15 protein-coding genes are annotated in these 16,042 nt (G+C 41.8%); 8 read left to right on the top strand and 7 right to left on the bottom strand.

Annotated elements, in window-relative coordinates; genetic code table 11:
- Positions 1-193 precede the first annotated feature (193 nt).
- A complete protein-coding gene (lipA, locus tag O4M77_RS05060; RefSeq protein WP_004782741.1) occupies positions 194-1,207 on the bottom strand; it encodes a lipoyl synthase in 1,014 nt (337 codons plus the stop codon).
- Between the two features lie 217 nt (positions 1,208-1,424).
- Here lipA and sthA point away from each other — a divergent pair, with 217 nt between their 5' ends.
- Positions 1,425-2,840 carry a Si-specific NAD(P)(+) transhydrogenase gene (gene sthA / locus O4M77_RS05065; RefSeq protein ID WP_004782740.1) on the top strand — a complete coding sequence of 472 codons (1,416 nt, stop codon included), beginning with the start codon at positions 1,425-1,427 and terminating at the stop codon, positions 2,838-2,840.
- Between the two features lie 99 nt (positions 2,841-2,939).
- Here the strand turns inward: sthA and O4M77_RS05070 are convergent, their stop codons facing one another.
- Complete coding sequence (locus O4M77_RS05070) at positions 2,940-3,269, bottom strand: four-helix bundle copper-binding protein (RefSeq protein WP_284879220.1); 330 nt, start codon at positions 3,267-3,269, stop codon at positions 2,940-2,942.
- A 332-nt stretch (positions 3,270-3,601) separates the two neighbouring features.
- Here O4M77_RS05070 and O4M77_RS05075 point away from each other — a divergent pair, with 332 nt between their 5' ends.
- A complete protein-coding gene (locus O4M77_RS05075; RefSeq protein WP_004783898.1) occupies positions 3,602-4,264 on the top strand; it encodes an IS1595-like element ISAcra1 family transposase in 663 nt (220 codons plus the stop codon).
- Between the two features lie 46 nt (positions 4,265-4,310).
- Here the strand turns inward: O4M77_RS05075 and O4M77_RS05080 are convergent, their stop codons facing one another.
- The 4 genes from O4M77_RS05080 to O4M77_RS05095 form a co-directional block, all read right to left on the bottom strand.
- Entirely contained in the window at positions 4,311-5,270 is a 960-nt protein-coding gene (locus tag O4M77_RS05080; protein WP_323713951.1) for a TauD/TfdA dioxygenase family protein, read from the bottom strand.
- A gap of 185 nt (positions 5,271-5,455) precedes the next feature.
- A complete protein-coding gene (locus O4M77_RS05085; protein ID WP_034170050.1) occupies positions 5,456-5,590 on the bottom strand; it encodes a hypothetical protein in 135 nt (44 codons plus the stop codon).
- A complete protein-coding gene (locus tag O4M77_RS05090; protein WP_323713952.1) occupies positions 5,583-6,797 on the bottom strand; it encodes an MFS transporter in 1,215 nt (404 codons plus the stop codon). The genes O4M77_RS05085 and O4M77_RS05090 overlap by 8 nt, the downstream gene beginning before the upstream one ends.
- 181 nt (positions 6,798-6,978) lie before the next feature.
- A complete protein-coding gene (locus tag O4M77_RS05095) occupies positions 6,979-8,073 on the bottom strand; it encodes an OmpW/AlkL family protein (protein ID WP_323713953.1) in 1,095 nt (364 codons plus the stop codon).
- 445 nt (positions 8,074-8,518) lie between these two features.
- Here O4M77_RS05095 and O4M77_RS05100 point away from each other — a divergent pair, with 445 nt between their 5' ends.
- Positions 8,519-8,698: a hypothetical protein gene (locus O4M77_RS05100; RefSeq protein WP_004782731.1), complete on the top strand. Its 180-nt coding sequence runs from the start codon at positions 8,519-8,521 to the stop codon at positions 8,696-8,698.
- Between the two features lie 56 nt (positions 8,699-8,754).
- On the opposite strand, the gene O4M77_RS05105 is transcribed toward O4M77_RS05100, so the two are convergent.
- Complete coding sequence (locus tag O4M77_RS05105) at positions 8,755-9,543, bottom strand: hypothetical protein (protein WP_323713954.1); 789 nt, start codon at positions 9,541-9,543, stop codon at positions 8,755-8,757.
- A gap of 339 nt (positions 9,544-9,882) precedes the next feature.
- On the opposite strand from O4M77_RS05105, the gene uvrB reads away from it, so the two are divergent.
- From uvrB to O4M77_RS05130, 5 genes are all read left to right on the top strand, one after another.
- On the top strand, positions 9,883-11,904 hold the full coding sequence (gene uvrB, locus O4M77_RS05110) for an excinuclease ABC subunit UvrB (protein ID WP_034170047.1): 2,022 nt from the start codon (positions 9,883-9,885) through the stop codon (positions 11,902-11,904).
- 142 nt (positions 11,905-12,046) lie between these two features.
- Positions 12,047-12,646 carry a lipocalin family protein gene (locus O4M77_RS05115; protein WP_125278386.1) on the top strand — a complete coding sequence of 200 codons (600 nt, stop codon included), beginning with the start codon at positions 12,047-12,049 and terminating at the stop codon, positions 12,644-12,646.
- Between the two features lie 168 nt (positions 12,647-12,814).
- Positions 12,815-13,747, top strand: a complete 933-nt coding sequence (rarD, locus tag O4M77_RS05120) for an EamA family transporter RarD (RefSeq protein ID WP_034702892.1) — start codon at positions 12,815-12,817, stop codon at positions 13,745-13,747.
- A 246-nt stretch (positions 13,748-13,993) separates the two neighbouring features.
- Complete coding sequence (locus O4M77_RS05125) at positions 13,994-15,451, top strand: glyceraldehyde-3-phosphate dehydrogenase (protein ID WP_004782721.1); 1,458 nt, start codon at positions 13,994-13,996, stop codon at positions 15,449-15,451.
- 212 nt (positions 15,452-15,663) lie between these two features.
- Positions 15,664-16,038 (top strand): helix-turn-helix domain-containing protein, encoded by a 375-nt coding sequence (locus O4M77_RS05130; protein WP_323713955.1) that lies wholly within the window; start codon positions 15,664-15,666, stop codon positions 16,036-16,038.
- Positions 16,039-16,042 lie beyond the last annotated feature (4 nt).

Consider the following 16,042-nt stretch of genomic DNA (forward strand, 5'->3'; position numbering starts at 1 on the left):
AGTGTTTTATCTGTTTTTTGAGATTGTTTGAAAAATGCGCAGTCTTCAAGTGAGAACACGCAAAGAAATGTGAAGATAAGTAATAACTTAATCTCCAAGAGAGGGTAGGTAAAATAATTAAAAAGTGAACAAATATAAATTTAGTTAGGCATAAAAAAGCCCTCTACTTAAGAGGGCTTTGATCTAAGTCATTTTAAGCTTCAATTGCCTGTACAGCAATTTTTTTTGCTGGATCAACTTTACGGCGTACTTCCGGAACCGGTTCGCCATAGTATTGACGATCCGCAAAGTAACTTGAACGTACCATCGGTGCTGACCAGATATTCTTAAAGCCAAGTTTACGACCATGTTCTGCATAACGTTCGAATTCTTCTGGCGTTACAAAACGGTCGATTGGTGCATGCTGTTTAGATGGCTGTAGATACTGACCAATCGTTACATAATCTACGTCATGTGCTTTCAGGTCGTCTAACAGAGCGAGAACTTCTTCTTCAGTTTCACCAATACCGACCATCAAACCACATTTGGTTGGAATTTCTGGGCAATAATCTTTAAACATTTTCAACAGATTTAAAGAGTGCTGATAATCAGAACCTGGACGCATGGCTTTATACAGACGTGGCACAGTTTCGATGTTGTGGTTAAACACGTCTGGCGGACATTCAGTCATGATGCGCAGGGCAATGTCCATACGACCACGAAAATCCGGTACCAGAATTTCCAGCAAAGTCTTTGGACTCAAAGCACGGGCTTCTTTAATACAATCTACAAAATGCTGTGCACCGCCATCTAGCAGGTCGTCACGGTCAACTGAAGTGATGACTGCATATTTCAGACCCAGGTTGGCAATCGTTTCTGCCATATGACGCGGTTCATCCGGATCAAGTGCATTTGGACGACCATGTGCCACATCACAGAACGGACAGCGACGCGTACAAATATCACCCATAATCATAAAGGTTGCTGTACCCCCACCAAAACATTCAGGCAGGTTCGGACAGGCAGCTTCTTCACATACGGTATGCAGTTTTTGCTGACGAAGTGTAGTTTTAATACGCTGAACTTCCTCGGGAGCGGCCATTTTCACGCGGATCCAGTCCGGTTTACGTGGCGTTTCAACCGTAGGAACAACTTTTACAGGAATACGGGCGACCTTTTCTGCGCCGCGAAGTTTGATACCCTGTTCAGGTTTACGGTTTTCAGACATATATAACTTTTCCACTGTTTTGAAGGAGGGAGATAAATCAAAGTTAACACTTTTTTAATTATAACGAAACTCGGGTGAAATAGGGCGAAAAGGATTATTCATTTAAAAAATGTTCTTATCACACAATATATGTAAGTTAAATACACCAAATTGGCAGCAATTACGTCATAATATAGCGTAGATTAAAGCAAAATTTTTTAATTTTAAGGAGCGTTGAATGCCACGTAAAAAAGAGGTCGTTAGTGGGACTTTCGTTAAGTACGATGCGGTAGTTCTAGGTTCAGGCCCTGCGGGCGAAGGCGCGGCAATGAAACTTGCCAAATCTGGTAAGCGTGTTGCAATTGTGGATATGCGTGAACAGCTGGGTGGTAACTGTACTCACGTAGGTACGATTCCAAGTAAGGCATTGCGTCAAACGGTATCCAGCATTATCCGTTATCAACGTGATCCAATGTTTCAAAAAGTAGGTGAATGGAAACAATTCACCATGAAACAGGTACTGCGCAATGCACATAAAGTGATTCAGCAGCAGGTGGATACTCACTCACGTTTTTATGACCGTAACAAGATTGATATCTATCATGGTCGTGCTTACATTCAAGACGCAAATACGATCTTTGTATTTACACCAGATGGCATAAAAGAAACTATTATGTTCCAGCAACTGGTAATTGCGACCGGTTCACGTCCATACCGTCCAGAGATTCTTGATTTCAATCATCCACGTGTATTTGATTCAGACAAAATTCTGGATCTGGATTTCTCAATCCAAAAAATCATTATTTATGGTGCAGGTGTGATTGGCTGTGAATATGCATCAATCTTTATTGGTCTGGGACATAAGGTTGACTTGATCAACACCCAACCAAAACTGCTCAGCTATTTAGATGATGAAATCTCTGATGCGCTGTCTTATCACTTACGTGAACAGGGTGTATTGATCCGTCATAATGAACAGATCGATTTCCTTGAAACTTCTGATGATTATGTGGTTCTGCATACACAAAGCGGTAAGAAAATTAAAGCTGATGCCATTCTGTGGTGTAATGGCCGTTCAGGAAATACTGATGGTTTAGGCCTTGAAAATATTGGTTTGAAACCAAACAGTCGTGGTCAATTAACTGTGAATGAGCAGTATCAGACTGAAGTCGAAAATATCTATGCTGCGGGTGACGTGATTGGCTGGCCATCATTGGCTTCTGCTGCTTATGACCAAGGTCGTTGTGCAGGTGCCAATATGAGTGGTGAACAAGACGTTGCACCTGTGACTGATATTCCGACTGGTATTTATACCATTCCGGAAATTTCTTCAATCGGTAAAACTGAGCAACAGCTGACTGAAGAAAAAATTCCGTATGAAGTGGGTCAGGCTTCTTTCCGTCATCTGGCGCGTGCACAGATTACTGGTGATACGGTTGGTGAATTAAAAATCCTGTTCCACCGCGATACGCTGGAAGTTCTAGGTGTGCATTGCTTCGGTAATAACGCTTCGGAGATTATCCATATTGGTCAGGCTGTGATGAACAGTCCTAACAATACGATCAAGTATTTTGTAGAAACTACATTCAACTATCCAACGATGGCAGAAGCTTACCGTGTGGCAACCTTGAATGGTATGAACCGTTTATTCTAATTTGATTTATTCAGGTTAGATCAAAAACCCGCAGATTTGGCTTGCGGGTTTTTTATTTTCCAGATTGAAAAAATTCAATCTAGTCAGTAATGCTGGAAATTAGGCTGCTATTTTGCGGCATTCTTCAGCACAGCGACGGCAAGCTTCGGCACATTGCTGGCAATGATCATCCTCATGATGGCCACATTCTTCTACACAATAATCGCAAGCTTTTGCGCATAGCTCGCAAATCTCTTTCATAAATGGAGATTGCTTTTGTTGCATGCGGGCGCAGAGCTGACACAGATCAGCACAGTCCAGACAGCGCTGGATACATTCCCGCATCATTTCTAAATGTTCTTCTTTCAGGCAGGCACTGGCACAGTTGGTACAGGCCAGCGAGCAGGTCATACATGCGCGGATACAATCTGAAAATTGAATCTCGTTCATTTTCTTCTCCTTTTTTGCAGCTTATAGCAATGGCTTGATTTTTAATACGCTAAACAGAAAAGGAAAAATACACTAGGCAGTTTGAGTGAGAAAAAGTAATCCAATCACCGATTTTGTTAAAAGCTGTATTTCTAAAAAAGTTAATTTAAAGCCTCTAGCCTGATATTCCCAAAATAGGACGACTAAAGATTTAAAAATAAAACCATTGAGGCGGTCATTCCTCAATGGCGGAAAATCTACATGATGAGTCGTTATTGTCGAAGGCTTAAATGACCTTTCTTGTTATTATATTTGGCTCTAGACTAGCAAAATGATTATGTTAGTCTAGAATCATGATAGAAAACAGTAAATTAAGTCACTACAAGATTAAAAAAATTATTCAATGCTTTTGTGTTGATATTCCTGCTTCCAAAACAGCCTTATTACTCAATTTAAATCGTAATACGATTAACTATTGGTACATGCTTTTTAGAGAAACTATCTATGATCATCAAACAGATTTAAGAGCTAAGTTTGTTGGTTCAATAGAAGTAGATGAAAGCTATTTTGGAGCGAAAAGGCAACGTGGGTTTCATGGAAAGTTAAAGCGTGGTCGTGGGACTCTAAAACAGCCAGTATTTGGAATATTCGAACGTAATGGGCGCGTCTATACTGAAATCGTACCTGACTGTAAAATGAAGACTTTACAAGAGGTTATCATTGGTAAAGTTTCACTTGAGAGTGTGATTTATAGTGATGGATGGCGTGGCTATAATGGTCTTGTTGATGTGGGTTATTCAAAGCATTTTAGGGTAAATCACGGAGCAAATGAGTTTGCTAGAGGAGAATGTCATATAAATGGAATAGAATCATTTTGGAGCTTTTGTAAAAGAAGGCTAGCAAAGTTTAACGGCATATCAAAAGAGTACTTTGATTATCATCTTAAAGAAACTGAATGGCGTTGGATGAGGGAACCTAATGAGTTAGCAACTGAGCTGTGGAACCTCATTAGGTAAAATTAAGTGTAAATCTGCTAGTCTAGAGCCTATATTTTTATGGTGATTAAAATGGACGACTACCTGCCAGGCTGATACGTTTTAATAAACGGCGCTGATCAGCAGGGAAAGGACGGCGTGAATGTAGAGTAACCTGATTGTCCCAGAACACGATATCGCCTGCTTCCCAATTGTGCTCATAAGCGAATTCAGGTTTTAAGACATGCTCACGTAATTTTGCAATCAGTTCACTACCTGCCTGATCGTCATAATTCACTAATTCAACTTCAGTATGGGTATTTAACCAAAGTGCTTTACGGCCAGATTCAGGATGGGTGCGTACCAGTGGGTGCGGATAGGCATGACCTAAAATTGGCTGATCTTTAAAGCGATATTTTGGCATATTTCCCGCATACGCATTACCACCTTTATTGCTCTGGAAGCGTACAAATGGATTATAGGTAATGAGCTGTAACTGATCGATTTTTGCTTTGGTTTTTTCATCTAAGGCTTCATAAGCCTTGATGGTATTGATCCAGGACGTCTGGCCACCGTCTTTTGGCAGTTCAATGGCATAGAGTAAAGAGCCAAAAGAAGGTAACGGTGTCCACTGGTGATCGGCATGCGGTGCAAGTTCACCATGACCGGTGTAATCCCCTTGACCGACTGCATTGGAAACTGGTACGACATCAGGTGGAGTGCCCGTATCTGTTTTAGAAGCCAGCACTGGCGTGTCGGCATCTGGACGGAAAATCGAACCGAAATAGGTGGCAAATGCCAGATACTGTAGATCATCCAGACTTTGATTCTTAAAGATCAGGATCAAATGTTCAGCCAGAGCCTGCTTCAGACGCAGGATGGTTTCGCCAGATTGGGCTTTACGGGCATCGAGGCCATAAACCACTGCGCCTAGGGCTTGATCTGCCTGCGGGACAATTTTGATTTCATCAGTATTCTGGAACTGATCTTGCTGATGCCAGCGTGGTGCATCGTGAATGGCTTGTGAAAGTTGGGTCAAGCTTGTCATTGGAAAGTCTCTGAATTTTCTTGTTGCAGAAAATCTAAAAAAAACCAGAGCAAAAATAAAATCAAAAGAATTGCTAAACTTATGAAAAACTTAATAAAAATATCTAAATGATTGATTTGATATCTTTTAATTAAAATGGCAAAACAAAGTCCTAAAGCTGCTGAAAAATGTCAAATATTTGACAATCAGTGTGCGCAAAAAGCCTGATTAAAGTACTCAAACAGTTCTGGAGTCTGGCTCCAGAGCAATAGAGAAATAGCGAGGAGAAGTACCATCGCTACCGCAATGGAAAGCTTGAGCAGAAAGGTCGAATCAGTCATGTACGATTTGCTCCTCATTCACCCATAAGTGCACCAGTACGCCAAAAATACTTAAGGCAATCGACAACATCCATACCGCATTATAGTTACCACTCATGTCATGGTTTACACCACCGAGCCAACCGCCAAAGAATGAACCGACCTGATGGGTAAAGAATACAATCCCGCTGAGCATAGTTAGATATTTCACGCCAAACATATTGGCAACAATACCGTTGGTCAGTGGTACGGTGGAAAGCCATAATAATCCCATGATGACACCAAATGCATAGACCGTCCAGGTGCTTAAAGGCAGCATCAAAAAGGCGATAATCGCAATCCCGCGCAGACCGTATAAGCCCATTAGCAGACGTGGTTTGGAATACTTTCCACCGAGCCAGCCAGCCGTATAGGTACCGACAACATTAAACAGGCCCACCAGCGCCAGGAAAATGGTGCCAGTTGTAGCATTGAATCCATGATCAATCAGATAACCCGGCAGGTGAATCCCGATAAAGACCACCTGAAAGCCACAGACAAAAAAGCCCATCGCCAGAAACCAGAACGGCTTATGGTTTTTGACTATCACTAAAATCTGTTTAAAACTGAGTGAAACTTTATTCGGTGTAGGAGTCGCATTCGGATCGACATACATCGGGGCTTGTAGCATCCAGGCCAAAGGTACAATCAAAGCGATTAAAATTGCGCTGACAACAAGTGCTGCTGACCAGCCGACATTCTGTAAAAGTAATAATGTTGAAGGCAGCATAATAAACTGGCCGAAGGAGCCTGCTGCACTGGCAATCCCCATTGCCAGACTACGTTTTTCAGGTGGTGCAGCTCGTCCAACCGCAGATAATAAAACCGGGAAAGAGGTGGCAGACAAGGCCAGACCTAAAATCAGTCCGACGCTGAGATTCAATAATAATCCGGTTGAACTGACAGCCATCAATAACAGGCCAAGCGCATATAAAGCACCGCCAATGGCAACGACAATCTTGCTGCCATATTTATCAGCGAAGGCACCAGTAATGGGCTGAACAGCACCCCAGATCAGGTTTTGCATGGCAATGGCTAAACTAAAGACATTATGACCCCAGCCAAATTCTTCACTCATTGGCACCAGGTACAGGCCAAATGCATGACGAATCCCCAAAGATAAAGCCAGAATAATGGCAGTGCCAATCAACATAAAAATCAGGGTTCTGGAAAATTGACTGTCAGCCATAAGTCATTCATGCATATAAAGTTGATAAGTATAGTATTCGATTCAACCTAGAGAGGCGATAAAATAAAAATTAATCAAACGATAAATTTTTTTTATAGCTGCATAGAACGTCAGAAAACAGAACAACGGCCGTAGCCGTTGTCCTGAAGTATTCAGTTTTTTTAATGAAAGAATTAATTGATTAGAAACGCATCCCGAATCCGGCATAGGCGAGAATTGGATTGACTTCAATATCGGCTTTAGAGCGAATCAGTTCACCTAGATTTGCATCTGTTACCGTAATCGTGGTGTCATTTTTCAGATGAGCATAAGATACAGAACCTACCGCGAACCAGGTATCATTAAAGTCATAAGTAAAGCCGACAGTCGCGACAGGAGCAAAAGCATCAGACGCTTCTAGATCAACTTTTGGATTAGCACTACTTTCTATGCCATCTAAAGAAGCGCCAGCTTTGCCTTCCTTAATGTTGGCAATCATATGACCGGCCTTAATCAGGTCTTGTTCAGTACTTGAATTGATTTCCAGTTCATTGAAATAGGCATACATGAGTCCAAGCCCGACATAAGGACGGAATTTATTGACACCTGTTTTGCCAAAATGGTACTGAAATTCAAAAGCCGGGGTCCAGGCACGTGCAGATGCTGCCGGTCCATACGCTTCCAAATCCGTAATCGGGATGTCATTTTTTAAGTCAATACTCGGTAAATCAATGCTACCCGGTATCTGAGGAATTAAATCAATACTTGGCGTTGCCATTGCAGAGAATGGTGCATAAATCTTGCCTTTACCTTGCAAGTCGACTTTGGGAGGAATGCCGGCCTTTATTTCCAGTGAGACATTGTCAGTAAAGAAATAGTTGGTCATGATCCCGAGTGTAGTGACATCATCGGCTTCCAGACCCGTTCCGGCATTATTCCAGCTTTCCAGACCATAAATCTCTGCACTACCACTTAAATTACCAGATAAAGTTTTTACGCCTAAGCCATCGATGAGGTTAATGAAGCCGGTTGAAAGATTCGATTCCATGGCAGGATCAAGATTGCCTTTGACTGCGGCGATCGATATGTCACCGACTTTAGCCGTTTCACCATCTTGAACTGCTGTATTTACCGCAAATGGTTGTGCTTTTCCTTGTGGCATGACATGCAGTGCACCGACTGAAACGGAAAATCGCTTAAAGCCATCGCCATCCTGTAGGCTGAAATATGGGGATTCTGCATGTGCAAGCAGGGGTAATGTGGCTAGACCTGCCATGCATACCATGATTGTCTTCATTGTTCAGAGGACTCCTTGTCCGTGCTAGTTATTTGTTTTTCTATTGAACAATTTAGTTAAATCTCACCAATTTACACAGTTACAGAACGAGTAGTGAAAAGTTAACAGAAAGTAAAAAATGCCAAAATTTGTATAAATTGTATTAATAAAATATATATTTATGTAGAAATTATTATGAATAGTGAAGATAAATAGGATATTAATTTTTATAAAATTTTCAGTTTTATCTAAGTAATAGAATAATAAGTGGGTAACATTTTTCTCATTAATCTAAGTTTTAAATAATGATTTAAGCTTTCTATCCTGGACGCGATTTGTACAAGAAATCAGGAAATTTTCTGCTCAAAACCTACTAGAAAAAGCTTGAATAAATTTAGCCAACCGGTGGTACACAGCAGATAGAGTTTTTTTGTACAATAGCCGCATAAATTATTGAGTATTGCGCATGAGCTCCCAAAATTCTCCCAAGAAAAAGCCTCTGGTTAATTTACCATTTCCATTAAAACAGGCAGAACAATCTGCTTCAGATGAAGTTCTGGAAGATCTGCGGCCTAAACCGCAGCGTTATGCCGATCGTACTTGGATGCCACCTCGTGGTACACGCCGTTCAATGGGCAAACGTTAACAAATAAAAAAGCCATGAAGTTCATGGCTTTTTTATGAGTAAAATTTGAGATCTTCTTAGCGAACTGTTTTACGCGCCTTATTTTCAGGTTTTGGCGGGGCAATCTCACGATCACCTTTCCAGACATCAATAAAGTCTTTTTCATTAATATTATAAAGTTCCAGTAACGCCAGAATCACGGCACCAAACAGCATGGAACCTTCAGAATTGTTCTTGAAATCAAAAATCTTGCCATTCAGGTTATGCAGAATATCTTCAATCTCAAATACACGATCGCGACCATTGCTGTCGACCGGATAAATCTGAGTATTGAGCAGAATCTTGGCCAGACTCTTTTCATTATCGGTCAGTGCCAGCACATCAATCAGCTCATCTGTCGCCGGAGTAAAAATCACCGAATCCCGAAAGATGGTATGCAGGAATTGCGACGTAATTTTCGGAAGCGCTTTTTCTACAAAAGGCCGGAATGACTGGGGGAAAATAACATTGTGAGAAATGCCTTTGAACATCGGAGCAATTTCTTCAACTTTATAACCTGCAATTCCACAACCGACCGAAGTAATAAAATATTTAATTTTAGGATGGTTCTTGGTGTAAATCTTGAAGTCATCAATATAGTGCTGGATCTGTGAGAGAGGCATCTGTTGCAAATGCTCATTCATAGTCGGAATCGCATAACTTTGACCTGCCCAACCACGACCAACCCCCATGACCGCCCCAAAATGCTCATAAGCTGTTCTGGCTGCTCCTCCGGCATGTTGTCCAGCCAAGTTGCTTCCGAAAACAAATACCGTATTTTCTGGCAGAGATTTAACAATACTTTCATCGTGATAATGGTAAGTCATGGCTTTTTTATTCGATGTCCTGATTAGCTTCATGTTGCCTTTGAACGCTATAAGGGTCAAGACGAAATTAATCTTTATTACGTCATCAGATAAGGCAGAACTTTGTCCAGAAATTTTAGCTGAATAGCGAATAAGCTAGAATGAAGTAATGATCCGGCTCGAAATTTATGCTGATTCAATTTTGATAGAAAAGTTTAGATCTAAAACGACTTTAAGCTACGAAAGCATAATATTTCACTCGATTTATTTTACTAAACAGAAACCTGGATAGGGATTGAGTAATTCAGTTTTACCCCCATAATAAATTGAGTCGATATCGGCAGTGAAATGATTAAAGCTATGAGTGATAAACAACCCTTTGAACTGGTGACTAATTATCAACCTGCTGGCGATCAGCCACAGGCCATTGAAAAGCTGGTCAAGGGTATAGAAAAAGGCTATCACGATCAGCTTTTGCTGGGGGTTACCGGTTCAGGTAAAACCTATACTATGGCCAATGTCATCGCCCGTACCCAGCGTCCGACTATTGTCATGGCCCATAACAAAACGCTGGCTGCACAGCTTTATGGCGAATTTAAAGCATTTTTCCCGAATAATGCGGTTGAATATTTCGTTAGTTATTATGACTACTATCAGCCAGAAGCCTATGTGCCATCTTCAGATACCTTTATCGAGAAAGATGCGGCGATTAATGACCACATTGACCAGATGCGTCTTTCGGCCACCCGTGCACTTTTAGAACGACGTGACGCGATTATTGTTGCTTCGGTGTCTGCAATTTATGGTCTGGGTGATCCGAATGCTTATATGAGCATGCTGCTGCATGTGGTGGAAGGGGATCGCATTGGTCGTGATGATATTATCCGTCGTCTGGTCGAAATGCAGTATTCACGTAATGAACTGGAATTCCTGCGCGGTACCTATCGTATCCGTGGTGAGATCATTGATATTTTCCCAGCCGAATCGGATCAGGATGCCATCCGGATTGAACTGTTTGATGATGAAGTCGACTCCATTCGCTGGTTTGATCCTTTAACCGGGAAAATGATCCGTAAAGTGCCGCGTGTCACGATCTATCCTAAAAGTCACTATGTAACACCTAAAGACAATCTGGCTCGCGCGATTGAAACGATTCGAGATGAGTTAAAAGAACGTCTGGTCTTTTTCCGTGAAAATGACAAGTTGCTGGAAGCTCAGCGGATCGAGCAGCGTACCCGTTATGATCTGGAAATGATGCAGCAGCTCGGTTATACCAACGGTATCGAAAACTATTCACGTCATTTATCGGGTCGTCCGGCAGGCGAAGCACCACCGACGCTTTTTGATTATGTACCCGATGATGCTTTGCTGATTATCGATGAATCGCACGTGACGGTTCCACAAATTGGAGCCATGTACAAAGGTGACCGTTCCCGTAAAGAAAATCTGGTGAATTACGGTTTCCGCTTGCCAAGTGCGCTGGATAACCGTCCAATGAAATTTGAGGAATGGGAACGTATTGTACCGACGACCGTGTACGTCAGTGCCACACCTGCACGATATGAACTGGAAAAATCTGAACAGGTGGTCGAGCAGGTGGTTCGTCCAACCGGTCTGATTGATCCGGAAATTGAAATCCGTCCAGTCTTGACGCAGGTCGATGATGTATTGTCTGAAATCAATATCCGTAAGGAAATGAATGAACGTGTGCTGGTAACGACATTGACCAAGCGTATGGCGGAAGACCTGACATCCTATTTAAAAGAATATGGAATCAAGGTTGCCTATTTGCACTCCGATATTGATACCGTAGAGCGTGTGAAAATCATTCATGAGCTGCGTACCGGTGTGCATGATGTTCTGGTCGGCATTAACCTGCTGCGTGAAGGTCTAGATATGCCAGAAGTTTCACTGGTTGCAATTCTGGATGCGGATAAAGAAGGTTTCCTGCGTTCAGAGCGTTCACTGATCCAGACCATTGGTCGTGCAGCGCGTAACTTGAAAGGTAAAGCGATTTTGTATGCGGATCGCATTACCGATTCTATGCAAAAAGCTATTGATGAGACTGAACGCCGTCGTGCCAAACAGATCCAGTTTAATGAAGAGCATGGCATTACACCACGTAGTGCAGTACGTCAGGTGATTAAGGAAATTGATACAGGCGAAGTGCTGGATGATGAAACTATTGAGCTGAAAGCTTCCGATCAGGCCCGTGCGATCAGTGCAGATGAACGCCATATCATGGCCGATCCAAAGATGTTCGCGAAGCATATCAATAAACTGGAAAAAGAAATGCTCAAGGCTTCAAAAGAACTACAGTTTGAGCAGGCTGCACGTATACGGGATGAAATTTTACGTTTAAAAGCGCAGATGTTAAGTTAGGTCTGTGTGTAAATTACAGATTTAAATTACGTAAAATCAATCACAAACCTAACATAATGCTACAAAATATGTCTGCGGATGCCGCTATTGTAAGTACGAAATATTCATGTTGAAAATTTTGTCCTGATCAAATAGGTATCGTATGACAACTAAAAATAATCTCCCTCATGCGGGATTGAAACTTGCAAAAATTGCAGTGGGTGGTGCAGTTCTACTTGGACTCGGGGCTGCAACCATGGCTTATGCCAAGAACGATTCTTTACCCACTGTAGAGAAAGTTGAACTGGACCGTTATTTGGGCACCTGGTATGAAGTGGCTCGTAAGCCACTTACATTCCAGAACAAGTGTGATCGTGACGTTACGGCGACGTATACATTAAATGAAAATGGTAATGTTAATGTAGATAACCGCTGTATCCAGAAAAATGGTCAGGTGACCCAATCAGTGGGTGAGGCATATATTCAGAATGCACCTTATAACACCAAGCTCAAAGTAAGTTTCTTACCAGAGTTTATTCGCTGGTTGCCGGTGGGCCGTGGCGATTATTGGGTATTGAAACTGGATGATAATTATCAAACCGTACTGGTCGGCGAGCCTAAACGTAAATATATGTGGGTATTGTCACGTGATCCTCAACTTGATCAGAACGTGGTGAATGAATACCTGCAATATGCGCAATCTGTGGGTTATGATTTGAGTGATGTGATTCATACCAAACAGACCCAAAAGGCAAGAAAATAAAAGACCAATCGGGTTATGTATAAAAACCATGCTTCGGCATGGTTTTTTTAATGCTTCTCTTTTTTGAATCATATGTTTTGCCTTGCTATCACTTTTGGTCAGATGAATCTTCAAGCTTTATTTTAGACTAATCGTTATAATGCGCTGGAATAATCTTGGGTTTGAAGTATGTATAAAGGCATTGCATTATCGGTATTGGCATCAGTAGTATTTGGTGTTCTTTATATATTCACGCCATTTTTGCAGCCTTTAGACAGTGAACAGACCTTTGCCTGGCGGATGTTGGCGACCATTCCATTTTTGACTGCGTTCATGTGGTGGTCAGGTGACCTCAGCCATATCACTCAAATTTTAAAACGCATTCTCAAACAACCTGCTTTTCTGCTCTGGTTGATCATCAGTTCCCTGTTATGTACGACACAGTTGTGGCTCTTTTTATGGGGACCAATTAATGGCCGCGGTTTACAGGTATCCCTAGGATATTTCCTGTTGCCCTTAGTCATGGTGCTGGTCGGATGTGTGCTTTATAAGGAAAAACTATCGCGCTGGCAGATGGCAGCAGTCGCACTGGCCATATTAGGTGTGGGACATGAAATCTGGCGAATCGGTTCGATCGCCTGGGAAACGGTCTATGTGGCTTTGGCTTATCCACTGTATTTCTTCCTGCGCCGTCGCTTTGGTACGGATCACTTGGGTGGATTCTGGTGGGACTTGTGTCTGATTCTGCCAGTGGCTTTCTATCTGGGCTTTGTACATAGCGATTCTCTCAAGCTTATGGTCAGTTTCCCTCATCTCATCTTGGCAGTGTTGGGTTTGGGCTTCTTAAGTGCTTTAGGCTTAGGTAGTTATATTCTGGCAAGCCGTTATCTGCCTTTCGTAATTTTTGGTCTGCTGAGCTATCTGGAGCCAGTACTTTTGGCTTTTGCGTCTATGGCATTAGGGGAGCGGGTTGAAGCCGGCGAATGGCTGACCTATCTTCCGATCTGGCTGGCCGTCGTATTGTTGGTAATTGAAGGTATACTACACATTATTGAACAACGAAAAAGACGCCTGACACTAGCACAAAATTTAGAGCGTTATCAGAAACGTTTAGATTCTTGAATGATAAATTTGGCTGAATAAACAACATTTAACAAAAATCTGGTTTTTACAGGGAATAGATGATTTTTCAAATTTTAAATGCAAAATCATCTGACTAATTACAATTATTTTCAAAATTTATAGTGAATATATCGGATTTTCGGCCAGAGTTAATCAGCTTTTGATTCAAACTTGCGGCCAATTCCATTACAATTATCGGGTTTTGAAATTTATGCTTAGATTTACAATTAATTAGAGGACGTATCTGTGAGCAAAGACACTATCGTTGCCCTCCATGCAGAGCACCAAGGTCGTTGGAAAAACCGTGAAGAACTTGCGGAACGTATGATTGCCCTAGTAGGTCAGTTATATCGTGAAAAAAATATCGTAGCTACAGTTTACGGTCGCTCTTTAATTAACCGTTCTGTAATCCAGATCCTTAAAGCGCATCGTCGTACTCGCGTATTAGACGTTGAGCTTTCTGTTGTAGACACTTTCCCAATCCTTGAAGCATTGGCAAAAGTGGAAAACATCGGTACTGCTGAAATTGATCTAGGCAAACTTGCTGTTGAATTCAAAGCAAAAGGTGGTGATGTTAACGCATTCGTTGCTGACGCTGTGAAATCACTTGAAGGCAATGCAACTTCTGTAGAAGGTAAAGACGTGGTGCTTTACGGTTTCGGTCGTATCGGTCGTATCCTGGCCCGTTTGATGATCAGCCAGTCAGGTCTAGGCCGCGGCTTGAACCTGAAAGCAATCGTAGTTCGTAAATCATCTGACGGTGACCTTGAAAAACGTGCGTCTTTATTACGTCGTGACTCAATCCACGGTCCATTTGCGGGTACGATTTCTGTAGACGAAGAAAACGAAGCAATCATTGCAAACGGCCAGTTCATCAAAGTGATCTATGCATCTAATCCATCTGAAGTGGATTACACTGCATACGGTATCGAAAATGCTTTAGTGATCGACAACACTGGTAAATGGCGTGATGCTGAAGGTCTTGCTCAACACCTGAAATGTCCAGGCGCTGCTCGCGTAATTCTGACTGCACCTGGTAAAGGTGACATGAAGAACGTTGTATTTGGTGTGAACCAGGCTGACATCCTTGATGAAGATCAAATCATCTCTGCTGCAAGCTGTACTACCAATGCGATCACTCCAACACTGAAAGTGTTAAACGACAAATACACAGTGATCAATGGTCACGTTGAAACAGTTCACTCGTTCACAAACGACCAGAACCTGATCGACAACTACCATAAAGCTGATCGTCGTGGCCGTGCTGCAACATTGAACATGGTTATTACTGAGACTGGTGCTGCTAAAGCGGTTGCGAAAGCACTTCCTGCACTGAAAGGCAAGTTGACTGGTAACTCTGTACGTGTTCCTACGCCAAACGTATCTCTTGCAATTCTGAACCTGACTTTAGACAAAGAAGTTGATCGTGATGAAGTAAATGAATACATTCGCCAAATCTCAATCAATTCTAACCTTCAAGGTCAAATCGGTTATACAAACTCGACTGAAGTTGTATCTTCTGACTTTATCGGTTCTCGTACTGCAGGTGTATTCGACGCTCAAGCGACCATCACTTCAGGCAACCGTTTAACTTGCTACGTTTGGTATGATAACGAAGTAGGTTATAGCTGCCAGGTACTTCGTATTGCTGAGCAAATGGGCGGCGTAAGCTATCCAAAAGTTCCTGCTGAAACAAATGCATAATTTGTAGAAGTCATCTAAAAAAAGAGCCTCTTTTGAGGCTCTTTTTTATTGTGGAAAATAAAGTTGGCCAATCAGCTTAATAAAATCATATACATTAATTGATGGAAAATTCACCTTGATACGCTCATATGAATCTGTTAGCTTACAAATGGTAAGTACATTAAAAATAGTAAGTAATAACTAAAAACCGTGATCAAGAAAGGAACTCTTCAATGACCAAGTATGCAATCAGTCCATTACTGGGGCAGGTGCTATCCAATGAATGTCCATCCCGTGAAATACTGGAACATCTCACCAATAAATGGTCAGTGCTGGTATTGCACTGTTTAAGTGAGGGCGTACATCGCTTTAGTGAGTTGAAACAGCGAATTGAAGGGGTCAGTGAAAAGATGCTGGCACAAACCTTAAAAATGCTGGAACAAGATGGTTTTATTTTAAGAACGGTATATCCGGTTGTACCCCCTAAAGTGGAATATCAATTGACCATTACCGGTTCGCAAGCGGCAGAAAAAATAAATTATTTGATTGGCTGGGTAGAGCGGAGTTTGCCAGAGATTTTGGAAAATAAAGAGCGTGTTGCTAAATAAAAAT

This window comes from Acinetobacter sp. YWS30-1 (assembly GCF_033558715.1).
Lineage (GTDB): Bacteria > Pseudomonadota > Gammaproteobacteria > Pseudomonadales > Moraxellaceae > Acinetobacter.

Bases quoted from the DNA above. Each gene is read 5' to 3' on its own strand.
- O4M77_RS05115 (WP_125278386.1), top strand. From the start codon at position 12,047: ATGACAACTAAAAATAATCTCCCTCATGCGGGATTGAAACTTGCAAAA.
- uvrB (WP_034170047.1), top strand. From the start codon at position 9,883: ATGAGTGATAAACAACCCTTTGAACTGGTGACTAATTATCAACCTGCT.
- O4M77_RS05130 (WP_323713955.1), top strand. From the start codon at position 15,664: ATGACCAAGTATGCAATCAGTCCATTACTGGGGCAGGTGCTATCCAAT.
- O4M77_RS05085 (WP_034170050.1), bottom strand. From the start codon at position 5,590: ATGACTGATTCGACCTTTCTGCTCAAGCTTTCCATTGCGGTAGCGATG.
- O4M77_RS05100 (WP_004782731.1), top strand. From the start codon at position 8,519: ATGAGCTCCCAAAATTCTCCCAAGAAAAAGCCTCTGGTTAATTTACCA.
- O4M77_RS05090 (WP_323713952.1), bottom strand. From the start codon at position 6,797: ATGGCTGACAGTCAATTTTCCAGAACCCTGATTTTTATGTTGATTGGC.
- O4M77_RS05105 (WP_323713954.1), bottom strand. From the start codon at position 9,543: ATGACTTACCATTATCACGATGAAAGTATTGTTAAATCTCTGCCAGAA.
- O4M77_RS05095 (WP_323713953.1), bottom strand. From the start codon at position 8,073: ATGAAGACAATCATGGTATGCATGGCAGGTCTAGCCACATTACCCCTG.
- O4M77_RS05070 (WP_284879220.1), bottom strand. From the start codon at position 3,269: ATGAACGAGATTCAATTTTCAGATTGTATCCGCGCATGTATGACCTGC.
- sthA (WP_004782740.1), top strand. From the start codon at position 1,425: ATGCCACGTAAAAAAGAGGTCGTTAGTGGGACTTTCGTTAAGTACGAT.
- rarD (WP_034702892.1), top strand. From the start codon at position 12,815: ATGTATAAAGGCATTGCATTATCGGTATTGGCATCAGTAGTATTTGGT.
- O4M77_RS05075 (WP_004783898.1), top strand. From the start codon at position 3,602: ATGATAGAAAACAGTAAATTAAGTCACTACAAGATTAAAAAAATTATT.
- O4M77_RS05080 (WP_323713951.1), bottom strand. From the start codon at position 5,270: ATGACAAGCTTGACCCAACTTTCACAAGCCATTCACGATGCACCACGC.
- lipA (WP_004782741.1), bottom strand. From the start codon at position 1,207: ATGTCTGAAAACCGTAAACCTGAACAGGGTATCAAACTTCGCGGCGCA.